This is a genomic window from Bradyrhizobium sp. STM 3566 (genome assembly GCF_045571445.1).
Classification (GTDB): Bacteria; Pseudomonadota; Alphaproteobacteria; order Rhizobiales; family Xanthobacteraceae; genus Bradyrhizobium; species Bradyrhizobium vignae.
This window is the reverse complement of record NZ_CP120692.1, coordinates 1,604,556-1,626,672: the sequence shown is the minus strand read 5'-3', so window position 1 is coordinate 1,626,672 and position 22,117 is coordinate 1,604,556. Positions and strand designations below refer to the sequence as shown.

At 59.7% G+C, this 22,117-nt stretch carries 18 protein-coding genes and 5 pseudogenes; 7 read left to right on the top strand and 16 right to left on the bottom strand.

Annotated features, from left to right (window positions below; genetic code table 11):
• Positions 1–27: 27 nt before the first annotated feature.
• The 3 genes and pseudogenes from P6U27_RS07770 to P6U27_RS07760 all read right to left on the bottom strand — a co-directional run bounded on the left by P6U27_RS07770 (position 28) and on the right by P6U27_RS07760 (position 4,135).
• Entirely contained in the window at positions 28–1,524 is a 1,497-nt protein-coding gene (locus P6U27_RS07770) for a winged helix-turn-helix domain-containing protein (protein ID WP_407193826.1), read from the bottom strand.
• 460 nt (positions 1,525–1,984) lie between these two features.
• Positions 1,985–3,421, bottom strand: a pseudogene (locus tag P6U27_RS07765) (IS1182 family transposase).
• Positions 3,422–3,688: 267 nt separating this feature from the next.
• A complete protein-coding gene (locus P6U27_RS07760; protein WP_407120136.1) occupies positions 3,689–4,135 on the bottom strand; it encodes a YybH family protein in 447 nt (148 codons plus the stop codon).
• Between the two features lie 133 nt (positions 4,136–4,268).
• Between P6U27_RS07760 and tnpA the strand changes: the two genes are divergently transcribed.
• The 3 genes and pseudogenes from tnpA to tnpC all read left to right on the top strand — a co-directional run bounded on the left by tnpA (position 4,269) and on the right by tnpC (position 6,720).
• On the top strand, positions 4,269–4,670 hold the full coding sequence (gene tnpA, locus P6U27_RS07755) for an IS66-like element accessory protein TnpA (protein ID WP_074448291.1): 402 nt from the start codon (positions 4,269–4,271) through the stop codon (positions 4,668–4,670).
• Positions 4,667–5,013, top strand: a pseudogene (tnpB, locus tag P6U27_RS07750) (IS66 family insertion sequence element accessory protein TnpB). Before tnpA ends, tnpB begins: the two are co-directional and overlap by 4 nt.
• Positions 5,014–5,058: 45 nt before the next feature.
• Complete coding sequence (gene tnpC, locus P6U27_RS07745) at positions 5,059–6,720, top strand: IS66 family transposase (protein ID WP_122401599.1); 1,662 nt, start codon at positions 5,059–5,061, stop codon at positions 6,718–6,720.
• Positions 6,721–6,893: 173 nt separating this feature from the next.
• Here tnpC and P6U27_RS07740 read toward each other — a convergent pair whose 3' ends face one another.
• From P6U27_RS07740 to P6U27_RS07720, 5 genes are all read right to left on the bottom strand, one after another.
• On the bottom strand, positions 6,894–7,505 hold the full coding sequence (locus P6U27_RS07740) for a winged helix-turn-helix transcriptional regulator (protein ID WP_160118786.1): 612 nt from the start codon (positions 7,503–7,505) through the stop codon (positions 6,894–6,896).
• Positions 7,506–7,925: 420 nt separating this feature from the next.
• Positions 7,926–8,849, bottom strand: a complete 924-nt coding sequence (locus tag P6U27_RS07735) for an outer membrane protein (protein WP_122401571.1) — start codon at positions 8,847–8,849, stop codon at positions 7,926–7,928.
• Positions 8,850–9,730: 881 nt separating this feature from the next.
• Entirely contained in the window at positions 9,731–10,954 is a 1,224-nt protein-coding gene (locus tag P6U27_RS07730; RefSeq protein ID WP_122401566.1) for an ABC transporter permease, read from the bottom strand.
• On the bottom strand, positions 10,951–11,580 hold the full coding sequence (locus P6U27_RS07725; protein WP_244607899.1) for an ABC transporter ATP-binding protein: 630 nt from the start codon (positions 11,578–11,580) through the stop codon (positions 10,951–10,953). The genes P6U27_RS07730 and P6U27_RS07725 overlap by 4 nt, the downstream gene beginning before the upstream one ends.
• A gap of 73 nt (positions 11,581–11,653) precedes the next feature.
• Positions 11,654–12,547: an efflux RND transporter periplasmic adaptor subunit gene (locus P6U27_RS07720; RefSeq protein ID WP_407193825.1), complete on the bottom strand. Its 894-nt coding sequence runs from the start codon at positions 12,545–12,547 to the stop codon at positions 11,654–11,656.
• 137 nt (positions 12,548–12,684) lie between these two features.
• Here P6U27_RS07720 and P6U27_RS07715 point away from each other — a divergent pair, with 137 nt between their 5' ends.
• Positions 12,685–13,023: a response regulator gene (locus P6U27_RS07715; protein ID WP_407193824.1), complete on the top strand. Its 339-nt coding sequence runs from the start codon at positions 12,685–12,687 to the stop codon at positions 13,021–13,023.
• A gap of 236 nt (positions 13,024–13,259) precedes the next feature.
• Here the strand turns inward: P6U27_RS07715 and P6U27_RS07710 are convergent, their stop codons facing one another.
• Positions 13,260–13,658, bottom strand: coding sequence for a hypothetical protein (locus tag P6U27_RS07710; RefSeq protein ID WP_407193823.1), 399 nt, complete (start codon positions 13,656–13,658; stop codon positions 13,260–13,262).
• 102 nt (positions 13,659–13,760) lie between these two features.
• On the opposite strand from P6U27_RS07710, the pseudogene P6U27_RS07705 reads away from it, so the two are divergent.
• A pseudogene (locus P6U27_RS07705) lies at positions 13,761–14,521 on the top strand (IS5 family transposase).
• A gap of 49 nt (positions 14,522–14,570) precedes the next feature.
• Here P6U27_RS07705 and P6U27_RS07700 read toward each other — a convergent pair.
• From P6U27_RS07700 to msrB, 4 genes are read right to left on the bottom strand one after another with little or no spacing between them, the layout of a single operon-like run.
• Positions 14,571–15,917 carry an IS701 family transposase gene (locus tag P6U27_RS07700; RefSeq protein ID WP_407193822.1) on the bottom strand — a complete coding sequence of 449 codons (1,347 nt, stop codon included), beginning with the start codon at positions 15,915–15,917 and terminating at the stop codon, positions 14,571–14,573.
• Positions 15,914–16,834 carry a hypothetical protein gene (locus P6U27_RS07695; protein WP_209296262.1) on the bottom strand — a complete coding sequence of 307 codons (921 nt, stop codon included), beginning with the start codon at positions 16,832–16,834 and terminating at the stop codon, positions 15,914–15,916. Before P6U27_RS07695 ends, P6U27_RS07700 begins: the two co-directional genes overlap by 4 nt.
• Before the next feature lie 13 nt (positions 16,835–16,847).
• A complete protein-coding gene (gene msrA, locus P6U27_RS07690) occupies positions 16,848–17,360 on the bottom strand; it encodes a peptide-methionine (S)-S-oxide reductase MsrA (RefSeq protein WP_209296261.1) in 513 nt (170 codons plus the stop codon).
• A gap of 8 nt (positions 17,361–17,368) precedes the next feature.
• Positions 17,369–17,815 (bottom strand): peptide-methionine (R)-S-oxide reductase MsrB, encoded by a 447-nt coding sequence (msrB, locus tag P6U27_RS07685; protein WP_209296260.1) that lies wholly within the window; start codon positions 17,813–17,815, stop codon positions 17,369–17,371.
• A gap of 349 nt (positions 17,816–18,164) precedes the next feature.
• On the opposite strand from msrB, the pseudogene P6U27_RS07680 reads away from it, so the two are divergent.
• A pseudogene (locus P6U27_RS07680) lies at positions 18,165–18,436 on the top strand (hypothetical protein).
• A gap of 69 nt (positions 18,437–18,505) precedes the next feature.
• Here the strand turns inward: P6U27_RS07680 and P6U27_RS07675 are convergent.
• A pseudogene (locus tag P6U27_RS07675) lies at positions 18,506–18,697 on the bottom strand (transposase); the annotation flags it as partial.
• 243 nt (positions 18,698–18,940) lie between these two features.
• Complete coding sequence (locus P6U27_RS07670) at positions 18,941–20,347, bottom strand: MEDS domain-containing protein (RefSeq protein ID WP_209296259.1); 1,407 nt, start codon at positions 20,345–20,347, stop codon at positions 18,941–18,943.
• Positions 20,348–20,739: 392 nt separating this feature from the next.
• Here P6U27_RS07670 and P6U27_RS07665 point away from each other — a divergent pair, with 392 nt between their 5' ends.
• Positions 20,740–21,108 (top strand): tyrosine-type recombinase/integrase, encoded by a 369-nt coding sequence (locus P6U27_RS07665; RefSeq protein ID WP_407120186.1) that lies wholly within the window; start codon positions 20,740–20,742, stop codon positions 21,106–21,108.
• 43 nt (positions 21,109–21,151) lie between these two features.
• On the opposite strand, the gene P6U27_RS07660 is transcribed toward P6U27_RS07665, so the two are convergent.
• Entirely contained in the window at positions 21,152–21,838 is a 687-nt protein-coding gene (locus P6U27_RS07660) for a hypothetical protein (RefSeq protein ID WP_208738573.1), read from the bottom strand.
• Positions 21,839–22,117: the final 279 nt, after the last annotated feature.

Sequence of the window (22,117 nt, the reverse complement as noted above, 5' to 3'; positions counted from 1 at the left end):
CCGCTGATGCGGCATGCGGGCAACAGTTCAGCCCGGGGCGATCGAACCGATACTCCTGAGAACGAAGGCGGGCACCGCCTCTTCGCCGTGCAGCCTCCTCGCATGCGTGATCAGGCCACGCATGACATTAGCGCGGGCCTGCTCCGAGACGAGGTGACGCGCCGAGGTGAAGTAGAGATATTCGACCGCGCTTGCGGCGCCCACAGGACCAAGCGCGGCGAGGGCATCCGCCGCCGGCGGCGTCTGATCGGGCGCTGCGACCATCCAGCCGATCATCAGGGCGATTTCGGGCGGGCAGAGCGGACCCATGTTGCCGATATCGACGGCCGCGGCTTCCAGCGCGGCGCGATCGCCGGCAGCAAGCAGGGCGATGCACTTCAGCACCCTCATGTGCAAATGAAGTGCGGGCCCCAGCTCGGCCATCTCGATGCCGCGATCGAAGAATTTGACCGCTTCGTCGAAACGGCCGCGCGCGTAGCGCAATTGCCCCAGGATGGGCAAGGCTGCGGCAAAGTCCGCAGTGCGGGCGAAGGCTCGCTCGGCAATGTCCTCCGCGAGATCGAGATGCCCCCGGTTGATGAAGTACAACAGCTTGGCGGCCGCCACCATCAGCAGCGGGTTCGCCTCGATGGCGGGCAGGCACTCCAGCACTGTGGCGTCGATCTCGCTCTCGATGCGGTAGCGTTCTTCCAGGCTCATCCCGCCGAACGGACTGGTCAGGATGACGCGCGCGAACAGATGCAGACACCATTGCAGAGCGATGTCTGTATTGAGAGGATCCTGCGCGCGGTCCCTGCTCAGTTGCTCGCCACTTGCCAGCCACGATGGATTTGAGACCGACAGCAGGCTTGCAGCCTTGTGCAGGCGCGCTTCAAGCGGCTCGTCCACAGGTGTGCCGAGACCCCTGGAGGCGTCAATCAGAGCCTGCGACAGGTCGCCGACGACCTCATTCGCAATTCGAGTTGCCTCTGCCGTGAACGATTCGGGATCCGCTATGTCCAGATCAAGCCGCAATGCCTTCAAGATCCGCTTTGACGGCATTTCTCGCAAGGTGGCGGCGCAATCAAGCTGCCCGTCACCGCCGAGAAAGCTCATCTGAAGAAAATAGCGAAGTGTGTCGGTGGCGGCAGGGCGCCAATCGTCGGCAACCGCGATCTTTTGGTCAAGGCCGGCAGCGACAATGTCGCGAATTTGACCGACCAGGGAGGACGCTTGCTTGCTGAACGGATGCCCCTGCGGCCCGAAGGACGGCGCAATAACCAGGAACGCGTCGATCGGCAGCGCTGGAGATGGTGCAGCGATCCAAATATAGCCCTCGCCATATTGCGTGGCGATGTACTTTGGCGATCTGGCGCTGTCGCCCAGTTTTGCCCGCAGCCTGTTCACCAGGAAGTCGATGTTGCGGTCGGATATGTCGGATTCCGAAGCGACCTCATCGAGCAGACGGCCGCGGCGCATCAGGCGCTGCGGATTGCGCGTGAGGGCGAGCAGCAGCGCGCGCTCGTTTCTGGTGAACTGAATCATCTGCCCGTTGCGGCTCGCGAAGAGGCACGTTTCGTCAAGAATCAGGTCTCCGAAGCGAAGACCCAGTGCTTTGTTCACTCCTCACCCCCTGAGGCAGATCAAGCCAAGTCCAGTCAGCACAATTAGCCTCTTGAGAGACTACGTCGCAAGCTTGCAGTCGCAACACGACAAGATATGCGCCCAGGCTCTGCCGGGATGCAGCAAAGCCCGATATTCGCCGTTCGGTGGCAAGGCAAACAGTTTCGGTCCGCGCCTTATTCGATATTGGTCGCGTTAACCAGCGCATTTCGCCCGGCCCGGCCGAATGTCTCAGATGGGCCGATTCTGTCGAAAAAGTCGAGATAGGGGGCCTTCCCGAGATCCGTACGAGCTTTCCATCGACAAATGTCTGCAACGGGTCTTGGTCGTGTAAAAACGACCTTACAAGGCGGTCGGTCTAGAGGCCAAAACTGAGCCGACGTCAGGTCAGGATCGCGTCGATCAGCGGCCTGATCCCAAGGATATTTATTACTCGGGTCAGATTGTAGGCCAAAACCGATAGGGCCATCTCACCGGCTACCTTTGGAAGGGTCTTGGTCAGGAAGTGCGTCGCTCCCATGCGTGCCTTCATCGTGCCGAACGGATGCTCGACAGTCTCGCGACGAAGGCGCATAGCGAGCGGGTTCGCATCGAGCCGCTGCTGCACGGCGTCGAGCAGATCCTCGTGCTCCCATCGCGTGATCCGTCGCTCTGACCCGGGCGTGCACTGGGCCTTGATCGAACAGCTCTTACAGGCGTTGGTCCAGTAGCGCCGCAGCATCTTGGCGGCTTCTTCGTTTGTATAGCGATACGGCAATCGCTCCCCGGCCGGACAACGATAGGCGTCTTCCTCAGGCAAATAGACGAAGTCCTGCTTACCGAAGCGTCCGTCTGACTTGGCACCCGAAGTCATCGGCTTGGGCAGAGTTACCGTGATGCCAGCCTCGTGGCAGGCCAGGATCTCCGGGCTGCTGAAGTAGCCGCGATCGGCGACGGCCTCGAGCGTCTCAGTCTTCAGAACAGCCTTCGCCTGCATAGCCATATTGGCAAGTTGTGCCCGATCTGAACCGCTGTTCGTCACCTCATGCGCGATGATCAGGTGATGGTCGGTGTCGACGGCGACCTGGACATTGTAGCCGACAACGCCGGATCCACGGCCACTGGTTGCCATCGAACGGCTGTCCGGGTCGGTCAGTGAGATTTGCTGATCCGGTGAAGCGAGCATCTGCTTCTCGTAGGCGGCAAGCTTGCCCATCTCCTCCTTCAGCTTCGTCAGCTTCTCGGTAAGCCTCGTCACCTTCCCCGCAAGCGCCTCGCTCGGCTCCTGTCGGTCGGCCGTATCAAGTTGGCTCAGATAGCGCGCGACGCTCTCCTCCAACTGGGCCCGCCGCCGCTCCACCTTCGCGCGCGTGAAGTTCCTGTCCCGGTTGTTCACGGCCTTGAACTTGCTCCCGTCAATGGCGACGCTGGACGTCGTGAGAAGGCCCATCCCGCGGCAGAGCTCGACAAACTGCGCACATACCTTGCGCAGCGCCAGGCCATTGTCCTTGCGAAAGTCCGCAATCGTCTTGTGATCGGGAGCGAGCCGACCCAGCAGCCACATCACCTCGACATTGCGCCCGGCCTCCCGTTCCAGCCGCCGGCTCGACTGCACTCGGTTCAGATAGCCGTAAATGTAAAGCTTAAGGAGAACCGAGGGATGGTACGACGGCCGACCGGTCGCCGCCGGCTCCGCACCCGCAAAGCCCATCTCAGCCAAACTGAGCGCATCGACAAATACGTCGATCACGCGAACTGGGTTACTCGTCAATGAAGTCATCGAGGCATTCGGGCAACAGCGTCCGCTGCCCACGATCCGCCTCTCAACGAAGCGCCTCATCGATTCCCCCAAAAGAATCACAGGGAATCATAACAGCCGCTCTTCGTTTTCACACAGCCAGGGTCAATCGCGTCGGTTTGATCGTCTGCCAACCACTTCCGGTCTACCCCAAACTCCAGACGTGCCACGGCATCGCAGCCAGTGAAGCGATGGGCCAGAAGCCAACATCTGAACTGGCCTTCAGCAGTCTGCGTTGGCTGACCGGGATTATCGAACTGCGTCCCCGGAAACTCAGCTCTTGGTTGCTTTTCTGGCGCAGCCGCGAGTTTATTCTCTAACGAAGATATGAGACTTTATCCTCCACTGTCCGTCGGGTTGGTGTTCAAGGAGTCTCACGGTGCTGCCGGAAATTGGCGTCGCCTTCTCATTCACCACTAACGTGGCCGTGAAATGGGAGGTGGTATAGGCGTAGTTCCCGATGGGCAACACATCGACCAGCTCCACCCTGTGATCTCTGACGCTTCTACCCCGCCCCGCAAAAAAATCACGGATTGCCAAAGGGCCGGCGACGGGCCGCGCACCAGGCGGCATCAATCTGCCGTCCGCGGTATACAATGGAAGCAGGGCATCAAAGTCTGCGTTGTTGATGGCAGCATCCCACTTGGCAGCCAACGAGGAAATATCGTCGGCAAGTGGGTCTGCTCCTGCATGGCCAACGCAAGCACAAGTAAAGATCAACAGCATGGCGTATGAACGAAGGGAATGTCGGCTCATCTTTGCCTCCTTTGGCTGATGCTTTAGCTTTTGGCCGAGGTACATGGTACGCCTCCGACGAGGACCGTCTTGCGTGACGGGTGGTAATTCGCGAAGCGTGTGACCTTAAGTCTAGCTTTAAGGTCATCAGGCGATGCGGGTCGAGGTTTTGGGCGGGCTCGAGCGGCGGCGGCGTTGGTCGCAGGACGACAAGGCACGGATTGTCGAGGAGACGCTGGCACCGGGCGCGAAGGTAACTGAGGTTGCGCGGCGCAACGGAGTAGCGGCCAGCCTGGTGTTTACCTGGCGTCGCCAAGCACGGACATCGGAACAAGTTGCGCCATCTTTTACGCCGGTGCAGATCGCCGCCGTAGCAGCCTCGGCTGAAGAAACTCCGAAGCTTTTGCCTACGGTTGATGGCCGAGTTCGTTCGGCGGCAGCTGCGCGTACTGGATTGATAGAGATCGATCTCGGCAACCGACGGTGCATCCGGGTGGATGCGCACGTCGATCCGGAGGCGTTGGCGCGGGTCCTCGATGTGCTTGGACGCCGATGATTTCTGTACCAGGGAATGTGCGAGTGTGGCTGGCTACAGGCTACACGGATATGCGCAGAGGCTTTCCATCGCTGGCCCTCCAAGTGCAGGAGGTGCTGCACAAAGAACCGCTTAGCGGTCATTTGTTTGTCTTCCGTGGTCGCCGCAGCGATCTTGTGAAGGTGATCTGGCACGATGGTCAGGGAGCCTGCTTGTTCACAAAAAACTCGAGAGAGGAAAGTTTATCTGGCCATCGGTTGCCGGTGAAGCGGTAACGATCTCGCTGGCGCAGTTGAGCTACCTGCTGTCCGGGATCGACTGGCGCAATCCGCAAGAAACCCAGCGCCCGACGCGGGTCGGATAATCGTTTTGGGTTTGAATCTGATGCTCGATCTGATTCAATGACTTCATGACATCGAAGCCGGACGATCTTCCGTCGGATCTCGCAAGCGCCTACCTTGCGCTGCTGGCCGAGCGCGAGGCGTTGCAGGCTGAACGCGATGTGGCAGTCGCGGATGCCGCCAACGCGCGGGCGGAGCTGTCGGACAGCGAGGTGCTGATCGCTCATCTTGAGCTACGGATCGAGAAGCTCAAACGCGAACTGCACGGGCAGCGCTCCGAGCGCACGGCGCGGCTACTCGAGCAGTTGGAATTGGAGCTCGAAGAACTCGCCACCACGGCGACCGAGAATGAGCTGGCTGCGCAGGCTGCCGCGGCAAAAACCCAGAGCGTGAGCGCCTTCACGCGCAAGCGGCCGGTGCGCAAACCGTGGCCGGACGACATCGAACGTGAGCGCGTCGTCATCAAGGCTCCAACGACCTGCGCCTGCTGCGGCGGATCGCGGCTGGCGAAGGTCGGCGAGGATGTGACCAAGACGCTGGAGGAGATTCCGCGTCGCTTTAAGGTCATCGAGACGGTACGCGAGAAGTTCACCTGCCGCGATTGCGAGAAGATCAGCCAGCCGCCGGCACCGTTCCATGCGACGCCCCGCGGCTTCATCGGCCCACAATTGCTGGCGACGATTTTGTTCGACAAATTCGGCATGCATATCCCGCTCAACCGCCAGAGCGTGCGCTTCAAGGCCGAGAGGATCGATCTGCCGCTGTCGACGCTGGCCGACCAGGTCGGCCACGGAACCTTCGCCGTCATGCCGCTGTTCCAGCTGATCGAGCGTCATGTGCTCGCGGCCGAGCGCCTTCATGGCGACGACACCACCATCCGCGTCCTGGCGAAGGGCAAATGCACGACCGGCCGGATCTGGACGTATGTGCGGGATGACCGGCCGTTCGCCGGGCCTGCGCCGCCGGCGGCGGTCTATTATGCCTCGGGCAATCGACGGGGCGAAAATCCTCAGAGGCATCTGGCCGCCTTCGTCGGCATTCTGCAGGCGGATTGCTATGGCGGCTTCGAGCCGTTGTTCGACCCAAAAAGGAAAGCAATGCCGATCACGCCGGCATTTTGCCTGGCCCATGCGCGGCGGGGATTCTTCGAGCTGGCTGACATCGAGAAAGCCGCCCGGGAAGGCAAGGGCAAACCGGTCTCTCCGATCGCGCTGGAGGCGGTCAGGCGTCTGGATGCGTTGTTCGAGATCGAGCGCGCCATCAACGGCCGTAGTGCCGACGAGCGGCGTGCCGTGCGCCAGGAGCGGAGCAAGCCGCTGCTCGACGACATGCACGACTGGCTGCTCCGCGAGCGAGAAAGCCTCTCGCGCTCCGCCGAGGTCCTGAAGCCCATGAACTACATGCTTAAGCGCTGGGACGACTTCGTCCGCTTCCTCGACGATGGCAGGATCTGCTTGACCAACAATTGCGCTGAGCGTGCATTGAGAGGCATTGCCTTGGGAAGGCGCAACTGGACCTTCGCTGGCAGCCAGCGTGGCGCCGATCGTGCAGCTATCATGCTGACGATGATCACGACCTGTCGCCTCAACGACGTCGATCCCAAGGCTTGGCTCGCCGACGTCCTCGCCCGGATCGCTGATCTTCCCACCTCGCGTCTGCGCGAACTGCTGCCCTGGGAATGGAAGCTCCTGCACCAAGCCGGCAAGTCCGCCAATCAGCAAGCCGCCTGACCCTTCACGCAACGCCATCGTAGAACTCGCCGTGCTCGCGCGCATGCGTCAATCAGGCGGCCTTCGTCGTATGCGTACGGTACATGGCGCATGAGCGCACTTGCAAACGCTACCGCTGAGGGAAGCGGGCAACTAGTATAAAAAGTGGACTGGAGAGACTGTCGTCAGCCGGCTCAGAGTTGATCTGTGAGCGCAGGCGTCTCGTTGGCGTATTTGCTGTGTGGGAACCAAGTGCGCATGCTGTTCACAAGATGCTGAGGTCCGTCGATCTCGATTTTGCCGAGCTCACGCGCCCGTAGCAGTGGCATCTCGCCTATGAAAATCTGCACAAGCGTCCGAAGACTCGCGTAGACGCTGATATCGACCTCGAAGCCGGGATCATCCCAGCAGAGATCGGCATCCTCCTCCTTCACAACAAACCACCAGCGCTTCGGCCGAGCGTCTGCAATCTCGATATACAGCACGAAGTCGCATGGAATGCGCTTTAGATCGAACGATCGGCGCATATTCCACATGAGGCGGCCCGCGTGGAGTTCGTTGGGCGTGAGCTGGCTGCGCGCCCACCTGTGACCCCAATAGCCCAATGCATCGATGATTGGCCGGGCTTCTCTGGCCGCTTGGGTCGGGTGGTACTCCCAATGCCCATTGCCGTCTGACTGGCGCGAGATTAGCCCAGCTTCTTCTAGCGTTTGAAGGCGCTTAGAGAGGAGGGTCGGCGACATCTGAGGGATGCCGCGGCGAAGCTGGTTGAAGTGGCGGGATCCTAGCAACAGCTCGCGGATCACGAGCGGTGTCCACCGCTCCGTGAGAATCTCCGCAGCTTTGGCTACGGGGCAAAATGATCCATAGCCTTTCATGGCGAGAACTTTAGCATCACTAGAGCCACCAAGGTAGTCCAGTTTCTGGACTAGAAGGCGCGCCAGTATCGAGGCTCTCCTGCTGCGCGCGAGTTTCTTGGAACGGGTACAAAATGCCTCAGTTTCAGGGCCGGCTACCATCCCCGGCGCTGATCGCTTGTGGTTCCTCGTCTTGTAAAAGCAGCTGACGCCGATCAAAGCTAACCGCTCCTGCAGTTGGTCGGGTTTGGGTCAATCGCGCCATTTTCGGTCGGACCTCAGATGTCCGCTTGTCTCCCGACAGCGGCAGAATAGCAGACATCCCTCAACCGCCGCTTAGGGCCAGAAGCTGAAGTCGCCGTTATCAGATCAGTGGAATTGATAATTGAGCGTTAGCGTCACGGATTGATTGGTGACCCGCTCTTGGGCGTTCAAGACAGCAGACCCAGAGGTCGACAACGTCCCATTCTGGTTGAACACAGTGACCGTGTCGGAGATGGTGAAGCTCGTGGAACGCGCATAGGTGTAGGCAAAATCTAAGAACCAGCCGCCGGCAAAGGAATAGGTAGTACCAATTTGCGCCGCGCCACCCCACACCCAATTCTGATTAAATACGGTGATCGGCAGGCTGGTGGGGAACGTTCCTCTCAACGACTGGGTGGCAAAGGGAATCCCATTGATAAAATTGGATTCCACGCCGAACAGGGCCGGACCACCACCGGCGTATAGCGTAAAATTGCCGAATGCCCGGCCGATGGTGCCGATAAGCGAAAACTGATGCTTGAGATTGATTTCGGCTGGGCTGATCGCCAAGAACCCAGTGATAGGTCCAGAGGTTCCGGCGTTCGGTCCGCTTACCACGGTGCCGGTCCCATTTTGCGGAATGCTCACGTTCTGCTTCGAGTCGACGTTTGCGTATTTATAATTGAACTTGAGCCCAGCCAGCCAGTCGCCCCCGGCAAACGGATGCATATAGCCGAACTGAACATCGGGGGCGAAACCGGATTTGTTTCGATTGTAGTCGAAAAAGGGGCCACCCTCTTGCCCTTGGGCGGTTAGCACCCCCGCATCAAATACACTGATGAGGCCGGATATGCCCTGCAGCGATTGGTCGAAACGGGTCCAGTTATAGCTGCCGCCCACACCGATATAGAACCCGGACCAATCCCACTTAGCAGGCGGCGGCGCTGACGGAAGAGCTTTGACGGCCATATCAGCGGCAAAGACAGGGGCGCTTTTTGCTACGATTAAAACGCTCCCGCAAATAATAATGGAAATAAGTCGGTTACTCATCTGACCACCCCCAAGAGATTCTCATTGCCATTCGCGGCGATTGCAATTCGGAATCTTTCCAAGAGCCGGCGCACTCCCAGATTTCCGGCCGGTGTTGCCCCGTAGCAACGTCCGCTCAGGGTGTGCGCCGTGAAAAGGCGGCGCTTTCCAGTGGGTGCAAGTCCCACCCGGCAAACGCTCCAGCCGGAAGCAATCGGAGCAGTCATGGAGGTAACGAAGTGGCTGAAGCCTTCGATTAGCGTGTCACGAATTGGTGACAGCGCGAGTGTGCAGGCCGTAACGCGAGTGAACGCCGAGCAAGCCTCGAAAAGGACGATGCGCAGGCCGACCCGACGACCCTTTCGGGGAAGGCTGATACGGCTGGGGGATTGAGCGAAGTAGTACGCCCAGCCGCTGCGCCGGGGTAGTGGCGACAGCATGTACACAAGGAAAGCGTACGCAACACGGGAGGCCCTACGACGTGGTCAGGGATGATCAACCGGACGCCCGCGAGGGACAGGCCGGGCGCCGTGGGGATGCGGAGAGGTTCGTAATACCGCTGAAGCCGGGTAACGCCGGGGGAGGGAAGGGACCTCAGTTCAAGACGAACGCAAGACGTAGTGAGGGACCTGGGGATTGGGCAACCTATCAACTCCGAAGAGTGTTCAGAAACTGCAGACGGCGTTGCACGCGAAAGCGAAGGCAGAAGCCGGCTACCGCTTTTATGCCCTGTACGACAAGATCAGCCGGGAAGACATCTTGGCCCATGCTTACTGTAAATCGGTACTGTATTTTCCCGGAGGGGTCCTATCGCTATATGTCTGAGTCCGCCACACCGGAACAGTCAAGGTCCAGGAGTCGCATCGGCGCCGTCATCTAACCGCGATTGGATATAGCGTGCGTCAGCCTTGGGTCAGTGCCTCGGCAGGGTCCAAGCGGGCTGCTTTTCGCGATGGATAGAGGCTGGACACGATGGTGATGAGCGTTGCCGCACCTACCGCGCATAGAATGACCAGCCCCGTTTCCGGACGCTCGATTGCTGGCCCCGCTCCAAAAAGGAGCGCTCCGCACACTCCCAGCACCACGCCGACTCCCGACCCCAGAAGTGCGAGCAAGCCGGCTTCGATCATGAACTGGCAGCCGATCTCGCGACGGCGCGCGCCAATTGCCATGCGCAACCCGATCTCCTGTCGGCGCTCACTCACCGAGACCAGCATCACGTTCATGATTCCAACGCCGCCAACGACAAGTGATACGGCAGCGGCTCCCGCGAGCATCAATGTGGTAAGCCAGGCCGATCGTGATTGCGCGCGCTGCGCTGACGCCAGATCACGCACAACGAAGTCGTCAAGATCGTTGATCCGGTGACGTTCGCGCAATAGAGCGCGCACACCTCCGCTCAAACGCTCCATTTCGGCCGTGTTGGCCACTCGCAACGTGATCCCTCCAACGGCTGTCGGGTGGCCCCGGAAGAAGCCCAAGACACGCTTACGCGCGGTCGTTATGGGAATGAAGATCTGGTTGTCGAGATCATCGCCGTCCAGACTATGCCCCTTCTCCTCCAGAACGCCAGCGACAACGAACGGAATCTGCTTGATGCGGACAACTTGGCCGGTCGGATCCTCATCGCCGAACAGAGTTCTCGCGATTCCATGCGCGAGCAGCGCCACCTTGGCGGATCGCCGGACATCCTCCTCGACGAGTGGTCGCCCTGTTGTCAGCGGCCACGGCCGTGCCTCGAACATTCCGGGCGTAACTCCGCGCACCGTGGTGGACTGATTGCGGTTTCCGGCGACCACCTGCGTCGACCCGCGCAGGGCGGGAGCCACTGCGGCGAGCCCCGAAATTTCCTGTGCGATCGCCTCGCCGTCCGCTTCGGTCACCGCCGGCTTGCCCTTGGTGCTCCAGGCGCCCTTGCTTCGCGCTGGGCCAGGCAGCACGAGAAGCACGTCAGCCCCGAGTTCCCTGATCTCCGCGTCGAGCTTCGCCCGGGTGGTCGAGCCTAGGACGACTATGAGTACTATCGCCGCAACACCGAAACAGATGCCAAGCAGCGCCAGTCCGGTGCGAAGTCGATGCACCCTGAGCGCATGTACCGCTGGCACCAGTGTTGTCGCGAGCCTCATCGAGCAATCATCTCCTCCGCCTCCAACCGCCCCAGCTTGAAGCGCAACACGCGTTGGGCGTGGGCCGCGATGGACATGTCATGAGTCACCAGCACAATCGTGACACCCGAGTGGTTCAGTTCGGCGAAGAGGCGCATCACCTCGCTCGCCGAGACACCGTCGAGCGCTCCGGTCGGCTCGTCAGCGAGCAGGAGTTTGGGGCGGTTGACGACGGCCCGCGCGAGGGCCACCCGTTGCTGCTCCCCGCCGGATAAGCGCCCGGGACGGTGATCCTCGCGATCAGCCAGTCCGACGCTCGCCAGCGCAGCGCGCGCCCGCAATTGTCGTTCCGACCGCGGTACCCCCGCATAGGCAAGCGGCATCTCGACGTTCTCAACGGCCGTGCTCTGTGGCAGCAGCAGAAAGGACTGGAACAGAAAGCCGATGGTGCGATTGCGGACGTCTGCCATTTGGTCCGCAGTCAGGCCCGCGACATCGATGCCGCTGAGGCGATATTTTCCATTACTGGGGCGTTCCAGGCAGCCCAGGATTTTCATGAGAGTCGTCTTGCCGGAGCCCGAAGCACCGGTAACGGCAACGTAGTCCCCTGGTTCGACCACCAGCGAGACATCATCGAGAGCGGTCACGGTGCGCCCCCCCAGGGTGTAGTGTTTGCTTAGCCTATCCCCTTCAATGACGTACCCGGGCACACTTAGCCTCCTAAGACGGGGCTCGTTCGGCCACCGCAGCACGCACCCATCCGGCCCAACTCGCGAGCATCAGGCGGAGCGTTTGCGCTACAGTACCCCGGTGGCCCTCCTGGACGAGCTTGTCGACGACGATCGTCGTCCCTTCTCGCAGAGGCCCAACGATCTCGGTCAAGCCGCCGCTGCTAACCCCCACTCGCACGGTGATGGGATGGACGCTGTCACGATCAAATACCCAAACATGTGATCCGGATGGTTCGGCGATACCTTGCGGCCGATAGCGGAGGGCAGCACTGGGAACCTGCAGCGCATCGGGTCGCTCATCGGCAATGATCTCGGCCTTGGCGGTCATCCCGGGAAACAGCAGCCCGCCTTCGTTCTTTGCGGATGCGACGACGGTGTATGTCACCACGTTGTCTTGCGCGTGCGGAGCTTTCCGAATTTGCACAACACGGCCATCGAAGGCTTTGTCTGGGTATGCGTCTACTGAGAACGTGACCGGTTGGCCGAGAGCGATCTGGCCGATGTCGGCCTCATCAATGGCGATCTCGATCGAGACTGCGCCAAGATCACCGATTGTGAACAGCGTCGGCGCCTGAAAGCTGGCGGCGACCGTCTGGCCCGCCGTAACGCTTCGTTCGATGACCACACCGTCCATCGGCGCACGGATCACGGTGCGTTCTAAATCGGCTTCGGCTTGCCGCAATGCCGCCTCGCTGCGCCGGACCTGCGCTTCGCCGAGAGTCACGCGGGAGCGGACCGCGGTCTTCTCCAGCCTGGAGATCGGCACAGTTGGCTGACCGAGCTGGAAGCGAGGCGCAATACCCTGCCGTCGAACTCTATAAGGTCCGCTTCCGGCCGCTCCATCGAGCACGCCGGAGCCGGCAGGAGCGGTATTGCTGCTCACGCGCGGGGCCGAGCGCCTTCGTCAAATCGCCGCTGAGGAACGTGCATTCGGCATGCTCCAGCGCGAGCGAGAATGCCAGTTTTGTCCTGTCTTGATCGCGAGTCGGCCAAACGGCATGCCTGATTGCCGATGTGCAGATGCCCGAAATGAGTGGATTCGACGTCTATTTCGAGCTGTCAAAGCTCGGCAAAAAGATTCTGACAGTCCTCATAACGGCTTACCCGACGGAGAACGATCGCTCGCGTGCTCGGGACGCCGGAATTGTCAGGTACCTGGTAAAGCCGTTTGCCGAGATTTGCTTGAAGGAGTTCATATCGCCCTGTCGAGCTCTAGGGAATAATTCTCCGGACCAACGACGAGATCCTCTCTGGTTTCGTAGAAGAGACAAAAGTGGGCACCCCAGGCTACCATGTCGCCAACGACGTCGATTCTTTTCCGCATCTTCCTGTTGCGTAACCCCGCTACTGCGGCGGTAGCAGCAAGCAATTGGCCATTTTGAGACGCCAACTGACTCCATTTGCGACCAAACCGACGAGGAGATCGCTAAGCTCGTCGAGCGTCCAACCGTGCGAGAGGGAAACCTGCGCCACTGTATCTTGCGATTGACTGATTTGCGCGGCAAGGCTGCAAAGGGCTGAGAGCGCGTCTGCCAGACGCATCACAGTGGATTAGCTGGATCTTGCCTGGTCGACCGCGCTCCGTCGGTAGATGTCTAGAATCCCGCGAGGCCCTGGGTGCTGTTGTAGGGAATCGGGTTTCGACCAATCTCCGTCAGTCTGCCGCTCGTCTTGTCGAGGCGGTAGCCGACAAGCACCTGGGCATTTCCAAAGATCTGGTAGAAGTACTGGTCGTCGGGAGTCAACCAGCTGTCGCTGGGTCCGCTGCTGACGAGCCCGTTCACAGCGCGGAAGGTACCGTCGCCCGGTATCGCTTTGTTGGCCGGGTCCTGGAGAAGGCTCAATCGGCCGTCTACAAGCCGGTAGGTAGAAGCCGTTCCGTATCCGAAGTTGGTCGCGAGCACCAGCGAGTTGTCAGATGTCACTTGCAGCCAGCAGAGCTCAGATGGCTTCCCGAGCGCGGTATCGATCGGGGCCAACGGACCGTCGGTCACGCGACCGTCGCCGTTAATGCGGCTCACTAGGGTCTGTACTCAATAGGGATTCCCGCTGAGGCGGAGTTGTGATTCAAGACCTCCGAGTCGAAGGGGGGCTTGATGGGGCAAAAGCTATATTGGCTGAGTGAGGCGGAGTGGAAGCGGATTGAACCGCTGTTGCCACGTGGGCGGCGCGGCGCCCATCGCGTGGATGACCGACGCGTGATCAGCGGGATCCTCCACATGCTGCGATCGGGCGCACGCTGGCGAGACTGCCCGGCAGATTACGGCCCCTACACGACCATCTATAACCGCTTCAATCGCTGGAGCCGCCAAGGCGTGTGGGGCAATATTTTCTACGCCTTGACTGGCTCAACCGGCCGGGTCGGGACAATGTCCATCGACGCGACCCACATCAAAGCCCACCGCTCGGCGGCGGGCGCAAAAGGGGGACTTCCAGCAGGCGGTCGGCCGCTCGCGAGGCGGACGCACCACCAAAATCCACGCGCTGACCGAGGATTATGGACGTCCGATCGCCTTCGTGATCACGCCTGGCAACTGCCATGACCTCACGGCGGCGCGCGATCTGCTGCCTGCCGTCTCACCTGCTCGACGATTGCTTGCTGACAGGGGCCTATGACGCCAATAGCCTGCGTGAGTGGTTGGCCGAGCGCGGAACAAAGGCAGTAATTCCGCCCAACCCAACTCGCAAGCATCCGCACCGGTACGACGTGAAGGCCTACAAAGGACGCAATCTCATCGAACGCATGTTTTGCCGCCTCAAGGACTTCAGGCGGATTGCGACCCGCTACGACAAGCGAGCCGACAACTTCCTCTCGGCCATCCTCTTGGTCGCCGCCGTTACTTGGTGGATCAATTGAGTCCGGACCCTAGCACTACTTTGGCAGATTGTGTTTTCGCCGCTGTTTTTCACGGATTTGCCTTCGGCAATATGGGCAATGCTGAGACTGCGGCCGAAGGATGAGATCGACGATGGCGTGACGTACGGCTGGCATGGTTGGCTGAGGCGGAGGCCCGTAGATTCTTTTTCCGCCCCGCGTGTGCGAGGCGACGATGTTGCAGGAAGGCGTAGGCAATCATTGTCATCAGGGCGTGGCGATGAAGACCTTGCCATGATCGCCCTTCGAAGTGATCAAGTCCAAGTTCCTCCTTCAACTGCTGATGCGCCTGCTCACAAATCCACCGTGCCTTGATGGTGGCGGCCAGCGTGCGCAGATCCGTCGCCGCCGGAAGATTGGCCAGATAGTATTTCTTCTCCCCGGACGCACGTTGCTCGCCAATGAGCCAGGCTTCGTCGCCTGGGAGATGCTGCTGACCTTTATCCCATATCCGCTGCGGAGGGCCGTCGGCGGTCCGGACACGGACCGCAGCAAATTGGGCTTTAAGCCGACCTTTCGTCCCGCTACGCCAACTCACGGTTTTCCATTTGGCGCCGGCCAGCATTTGCTCGGCCGCAATTGATAAGATATCGGGCACGTGGTGCTTTCGTGGTTTCCCGCGGGCTTTGGTAATCGGCCAAATGAGCTTCACATCGACCGGATACACTTTCAGGTGCCGCGGGATTCCGACAGCCCAGACCAGCCCGCGCTCTGTTAGCCCTTGTCGAAACGGTGCGCTGAGGCCGTATCCTGCATCCGCCAGCACATATCCAAAGCGCACGTTGGCTGCTATCGCGCGGTCAATCTCGGCCAAAGCAATCTCCGGCTTGGACCGTGGCGTTCGATGTTCGACTGGCACGCGAGCGCGCTTCAAACGAGATTCGTCGCTTATCCAACTGTCAGGCAGAAAGAGACGTAACGCGACCATCACGGGTACTTCGCCGCGCGCAAGCGTCAAAGACACCAGTGTTTGGCAATTTGCCGTTTTACCGAGAGCCGAGGCGTATTGAGCCGCAACACCGACCGAGCGCTCACCCTTCTTGGGAAGTGAGGTGTCATCAATAACCAGCACCGCATCCCTGCCGCCGACAAGTCGGTCCGCCTGGTTGAGCAACTCTGTCTCCAGCGGCGTCGCGTCCCAGACACCGTCCGCAATGAAATGGTGCAACTGGTCGTAGGTGCTGGTGGCAAGGCGTTCCGCCATCGGCTGAACGCTCTTACGATCGCCGGGACCGATCAATCCCGCAACATACAGAGGACACATCCGCTGCCGGGTCTTATGACCCAGTCGGTCCAAGAACGGCATCAGCCAGCGTTCGAGTTCGTCTTCCCATCCCAGCATGGTCAGCCCTCCAAGAGCCGACCACCCATGAATCATTGAAAAATTGATTCGGGAATCCTATAAAACGCGCCAAAATCAACAATCTGCCAAAGTAGTGCTAGTACGCCGTCTCCTACCGCGAAACCGTTCAGGAAAGTATCGCGGCTCCGGTTGAGGAAGGCGATATAGAATGGTCCCGCGCCGCCGGCATTGGCGAAGGAGGCCTCGCCGAGTGCGCCGTCGTCGCGCACCGGGAATATCACGAGCCCGTCTGGATCGGGGGCGTTCGCCACGACCAGATTTGGCGACCCGTCCGGATTGACGGCTGGACGAGCGTCGAAAAGAATATCGACCAGCAGGAACCGGCCGTCGGGCGACAGGACAGCTTGTGTCGCCACGCGATCGGTCTTTGTTGCGGTATTTACCGAAGCCCGCTCCGGGCGCAGCTTCAGCTTGCCGTCCTCGGCAACCGTGTATGACCGGAGGTGGTTGGGGCCGAAGGCATGGAGCACGTATAGAGTTCGACTTTGGGAGCGGTAGGCGAGCGACTTCGCCGTTCCGCCGCGCCCTATTACGGGCTCGCCAGTCGGTTGTCGATCGATCAGTGTCAGCTTGCCGTCTGGACTCTCCCGGAAGCTCGTCACGCTGTTGTCGCCGCCGTTCGTCGTGAACAGCAGAGTGTTGGATTCGGCCAGGATCACGCTGCCAGCGCCCTCGAATGCGTTGGGCGCACTCTTTTGGCCGCTGATCGGCTTGAAGACGCCAGACCCAGCGCCCCCGGTAGGGATACTCTCGAGTAGTTTGAGTTGCCCATCGGCGTTGCGACCGAAGTGCATGATGCGGTTCTGGGTTTCATTGGTCTGCACGTAGACATGACCTACAAGCTCAGAAGCGCGTGCTTCTATTCCGAGAGTCCCGAACAGAAGCAGCACGAGAGGTATAAGGAAGAGCTTCGACGATCGCGGACGGGTCATATAGTTAATCTCCTTAGGCCCGAATTCTGACCGGCAACTTCCACTGGGGCCGGACGAAATGGCAGGTGTAGCCGTTCGGATGCCGTTCCAGGTAATCCTGGTGCTCGGGCTCGGCCTCCCAGAAATCGCCGGCGTGTGAAAGCTCGGTCACAACCTTGCCCGGCCATAGCCCTGACGCCTCGATGTCGGCGATGGTGTCCTTGGCGATGCGGCGCTGCTCCTCGCTCGTGTAAAAAATCGCCGACCTGTAGCTTGTGCCTCGGTCGTTTCCCTGCCGGTTGAGCGTCGTCGGATCGTGGATCTGGAAGAAAAACTCGAGCAGGTCGCGGAAGCTCGTCTGACTCGAGTCGAACGTGATCTCGATCGCTTCCGCGTGCGTGCCATGGTTGCGATATGTGGCGTTCTTGACGTCGCCGCCCGAGTAGCCGACCCGCGTCGAGACGACGCCGGGTAGGCGCCGCACCAGCTGCTGCATTCCCCAGAAGCAACCTCCTGCCAGGATCGCGCGTTCTGTAGTCGCTGCCATCGTCAGACCTACTGCTTTGAGAACAGCTTTGAGTACTTGCCGTATCCTTCGCTCTCCAATTGGTCGCGGTGGATGAACCTCAAGGAGGCCGAATTCATGCAGTACCTCAACCCGCCCTTGTCGCGCGGCCCATCCGGGAAGACGTGGCCAAGATGGCTGTCGCCGTGCTTGGAGCGAACCTCGGTCCGTGTCATGCCGTGCGAGCTGTCAACGTTCTCGACGACATTTGCGGCCTCGAGAGGCCGCGTGAAACTCGGCCATCCCGTCCCGCTGTCGAACTTGTCGAAGGACGCAAAGAGCGGCTCGCCGGAAACCACGTCGACGTAGAGACCGGGCTCCTTGTTGTCCCAGTATTCGTTGGCGAAGGGGCGCTCGGTCCCGTCAGTCTGCGTGACGCGGTACTGCTCGGGAGTCAACTTCGAGACCGCTTCGGGGTTTTTCCTGTAGGTCGGCATTCGCCGTACTCCGTTTTGTTCTGCATTGAAGACCCACTCACAGAAGTCTGCGACAATCGTCTCGGCCTTTCCTTTGGCGCAATCGATACGGGGTCGATCAAAGTCTCATTGACGTCGAAAATCAGCGTGGAGAACCTTTCCACCGTTCGATTGACCTTTCGCGGACTCGAGTTGCTGATGGGTCATTGACTTCGGCAACTCCCGTCAATGCTGTGACGACCCACGGCAAACCGCCAATTCCTTTCTGGAATGCGTTCGATAAATTCCTCGACTACGTCGTCGTGACCCGTGCTAACCGCCCGGAACGAGCAGGCGGGCGGAAGGATTCGTCCCGGCAGGAGTGATCTCTATGCTGATGACGAAGGAGAGATGGCCGGCAATACGGACCCTGCGCAGCTGGGCCATTTTGGCGCTGAGAGACGCCGGTGCCATCCGCCAAATGCGAGGAGCACGCTTGGATGCAGGACCGGGCCGCCCCCTCACGTCCGAGACCGCGCATTCCAGATCGCCCGTGAGGCGCCGCCGCCGCGCGTCTCGCCGGCCGCCGCCGCAGCCGCAGCCGCAATTACTGAGGTCTTAGACTCGATCGGGGACACCTGCCACGATTGTCCACCGGACTAGCCTTGATCTAAAGGAGCCTCAGCTTCGTGTCGCTGGACCGCATAGCGCCCGCTACTTGCCCGGAGCGACTAGGAAGCGGTTGTAGCATGTGGTGTACGGACCAAACATCTCGGGCAGATCACGCGATGGTGCTCCAGAGCGCAAGACCCAGAAGATGCCATTGAGGACACGACGGTCGTTAGCCCGAGGAACGCCACGCGGCTTGTTCGGCAGCATGGGCTTGATTGCAATCCATTCATAATCGGCGAGTTCGTAGCGCATGGTTCGAGCCTCCAGTTTGGAAGCTTAAATTATAGGAGTCTCGCCAGACGCAACGCTTCCAGGCAGGCCCCGGTTGGACGCTTACGGGGTAGAAGCGGACATCAGCCAGCCGACAATCTCCGCTGAAACCATCGAAAATGACCCATTACGGAACTTCAGGCAACAATTCCCTCCGGAACGGCGGGGACTACCGTTCACGACGTGGGGGGCTGCGAAGACGAGTGCAATTTTGCGTTTACAGTCTCACCCCATTGGCAGGGTAAATTGAAGGGCTGTACCCGGGCCGGCCGAACGAGAGGCCCATATTCGTCCCCCATGAGCTTCGACGATCGATCGGCAGATCGATAATCCCATGCCCATGCCACCGGGCTTGGTGGTGTAGAATGCGTCGAACAGGCGGTCAAAACTCTCCGGCTTCAGTCCCGGGCCCGAATCCCGCACGGCGACGAGCACCCCGCCCGACGCATCTTTTCCGGTGCTGATTAGCAACTCTCGCGCCCCTTCACTGACCTCGCTCATCGCTTCGACGGCGTTGATGATCAAGTTGAGGATCACTTGTTGCAGTTGGACTCGATCTCCTTGAATGAGCGGCAAGCCCTCCGCGAGTTGTGTCTGCACCGAGACGCCGTTCTTTAAAATTTCGCCCCGGGTCAAGGCAATGACCTCAAGGATTGCTCCGTTGATCTCCAAGGTATCCTTCAGTGGGGGCGCCTTCTTGATTAGGGCACGGATCCGGCCTATGACGTCGGTGGCTCGGTTGCCTGCCTTGACGGTGTTGCCGAGCGCCTCCCGGGCCCGCTCCAGATTTGGCGGCTGGGCATTTAGCCAGCGCAAGGCAGCTCCGGCATTGGTAACTGTCGCCGCGATTGGCTGCATGACTTCATGGGCAATCGAGGCCGACAGCTCTCCCATCGTTGCGACGCGATTGACGTGCGCGAGCTGCGTCTGCGCCTCACGCAACGCTTCCGACGCTAACATCAGCTGGTTGGTCCGTTCTACGACACGTTGTTCGAGTTCCTCATTGAGCCCCTTGATTTCGGCCTTGGCTCGCTTGAGCGCGGCGGTTTCGACAATGTCCCAATTCCCGTGTCGCCTTGCGAGGACAAACTGGTGTGTACGCACCACATCCAGGATTTCATGAGCTCCGCACGTCGCAAGCGGGTACGTGCACAGCAGGGCGAGGCTCTGATTGCCGATAACCTCGTTGAGACCATCTTCATAGTCGCAAAAGTGTCGCCAGAAGTCCTTCTTTGATAGCCAGGTGGTATCCGCGCTCGCTCTCATGCCGGCGTACCCTTTCGCCGATACGCGAGCAAACTTCTCATACAAAGCGTCTGTCACTCTCTTGCCATCAAACGTCCCGCCCTGGAGAAACCAATCGCTTGCCGACCCAATTTCCATCCTGGAGTCCGCCAGGTGGCGACCCAGGTCAGGCACCGCGGCTTTCAAAGCAGCTGTGGCTTCTTCGATCGTAAAAGGCGCGGCAACAACCCACAGGCAGTACTCCTCCCTTCCCAAACCCGACTTGAAGAATTCGATCAATGTGTCGAGGAGATCCTCTCTCGTCTCATAAAAGAGGCAAAAGTGGGCACCCCAGGCCACCATGTCGCCAACGACGTCGATACCGGCCTTCCGCATCTCTGTTGTCATTGGGGGCACCTCCAATTTCCAACGTTCTTGTTGCGCAGAACCAAAGTTCTACTGCGGCCGCAGCAGCAGTAGCGATTGGCGTTTTGATCATAATGGTGCTCTAGGTCCGAGCGGCCGAGAAGATAAACGGACTTCTTACTAAGAATTTCCTCCTCGGGATCGATAGCTGCCAAAAAAGATTTTTTTGCTGCGGCACGTCAGTGATGCTGACAGCTTATCCATCGTCTGAGACGCATCGTGGACTTTGCCAGGGCGCATTCTCGTCGGCTAAGGTCGTGGGTTGCTCATCGCCGCATCCACCAATGATCGATTAAGGACCGCGGCCGGATCAGTATCAATCCGTGCGAGCGGGGCGGCAGGCTTTATGAGAGTGGTGACCGACTAGAAAAGGTATGGGGCGAGAACGCTATCCAACAAATGATCGAGACCGCGTCTGGTCCGATGCAATGATGTTGGCGCTCTGGACCGGTCAACGCGAGGGTGATCTTCTGAAGCTGAAATGGTCCGATTACGACGGCCAATACATTCGCCTAGTCCAATCCAAAACCATCCGCCACGGCAAGAGGAGCAAAGCCAAGCGCGTCACTATTCCAGTCAGCAGACCGCTCAAGACGTATCTCGACTCAAGCAAGAAGCGAGGCATCTACATCTTGATGAACACCCGCGATCAGCCTTGGACCGAAGACGGATTCCGCTCGTCCTGGGGCAAAGCCTTTGACACCGCCGGCATCAACGAGGATCTAAAGTGTTGCGTCGCGTGATCAAAGCACCGGGCAAGCGCCCGATCTGCATTCGAAGGGCCCATCAAACGTAAAACTTGAACGGCAACTTCGGTTCGCCAGTTTGTGGCGCGCCGAGGATCACATCGCCCACAGCATCTGCAAACCGTATGGTAACCGGTAGCCTGTCGTTGTGGAGACAGGAATTGAAGTTGATCTTTGTTAAACCCATGACGTCCGAAAGCACCTGCTCAAGGGGGCAGGTTCCTTTTTGCACCCGGACAATCAGTGGATTGGGTGTCTCGGGTCCAATGTAGGTGTCGAGACGCGGCACGTATCCAGAAGTCCATAGGAACGCTTCGTTGTCTTGATAGACCAACGCTGTCCCTCGCAGCACAGGATATTTTGCCGGGCGGAACAGCTTTAGGCTATCGCGTCCGTCAGCTATCTGCACCCCAACGACGCTCGTCTCCGGCGGAGCGCTCGCCAAGAAGCCTCTCCATTCTTCATCCTGGAAAGATGACTTAGCATGGATGAACAGTTGCGTTGGTGCTTTGCCTTCGTGCTTGTCTCGATATTCACGAATAACGACTTCCAGAAGCGCTTTAGCGGCTGGCGCATCCAAATGAAATTGCTTCGAATCTGCTCGGAACCACGGCCCCAATGCCCCGCGGAAGACGACGCCTTCGCCACTAGCCAAAAACATTTGTGCCGCGCAGCACGCGAAACCATCATCACCGGTAGGGTCAAGCCTCTTATAAGCCAGGCCCACGTAGCAAACGCCCGGGCGGACGTTCGCAAGCTGCCACTGACCTGCCCCTGCGTATTTCCTCCAGATGGAGTTAGAGTCCGGCCCGAAGAAGGACGGACAGATGAAGCGAGCAAGGTTCACGGAAGAGCAGATTATCGCACTTGGCGTTGCCGGTGACAGGCGAAAATCATTCCGCGACGTGAAGCACTACAAGCGTCGCAAGTGCTGGCTCAGGTGACGCGGAGCGTTCGGCTCCGCTCGTCGGGAATGCATGTAACCCAGCGTCGGCCAACAGCCTCA

Bases quoted from the DNA above. Each gene is read 5' to 3' on its own strand.
- P6U27_RS07770 (WP_407193826.1), bottom strand. From the start codon at position 1,524: ATGATTCAGTTCACCAGAAACGAGCGCGCGCTGCTGCTCGCCCTCACG.
- P6U27_RS07760 (WP_407120136.1), bottom strand. From the start codon at position 4,135: ATGAGCCGACATTCCCTTCGTTCATACGCCATGCTGTTGATCTTTACT.
- tnpA (WP_074448291.1), top strand. From the start codon at position 4,269: ATGCGGGTCGAGGTTTTGGGCGGGCTCGAGCGGCGGCGGCGTTGGTCG.
- tnpC (WP_122401599.1), top strand. From the start codon at position 5,059: ATGACATCGAAGCCGGACGATCTTCCGTCGGATCTCGCAAGCGCCTAC.
- P6U27_RS07735 (WP_122401571.1), bottom strand. From the start codon at position 8,849: ATGAGTAACCGACTTATTTCCATTATTATTTGCGGGAGCGTTTTAATC.
- P6U27_RS07730 (WP_122401566.1), bottom strand. From the start codon at position 10,954: ATGAGGCTCGCGACAACACTGGTGCCAGCGGTACATGCGCTCAGGGTG.
- P6U27_RS07715 (WP_407193824.1), top strand. From the start codon at position 12,685: ATGCCCGAAATGAGTGGATTCGACGTCTATTTCGAGCTGTCAAAGCTC.
- P6U27_RS07700 (WP_407193822.1), bottom strand. From the start codon at position 15,917: ATGATTCATGGGTGGTCGGCTCTTGGAGGGCTGACCATGCTGGGATGG.
- P6U27_RS07695 (WP_209296262.1), bottom strand. From the start codon at position 16,834: ATGACCCGTCCGCGATCGTCGAAGCTCTTCCTTATACCTCTCGTGCTG.
- msrA (WP_209296261.1), bottom strand. From the start codon at position 17,360: ATGGCAGCGACTACAGAACGCGCGATCCTGGCAGGAGGTTGCTTCTGG.
- msrB (WP_209296260.1), bottom strand. From the start codon at position 17,815: ATGCCGACCTACAGGAAAAACCCCGAAGCGGTCTCGAAGTTGACTCCC.
- P6U27_RS07670 (WP_209296259.1), bottom strand. From the start codon at position 20,347: ATGACAACAGAGATGCGGAAGGCCGGTATCGACGTCGTTGGCGACATG.
- P6U27_RS07665 (WP_407120186.1), top strand. From the start codon at position 20,740: ATGGGGCGAGAACGCTATCCAACAAATGATCGAGACCGCGTCTGGTCC.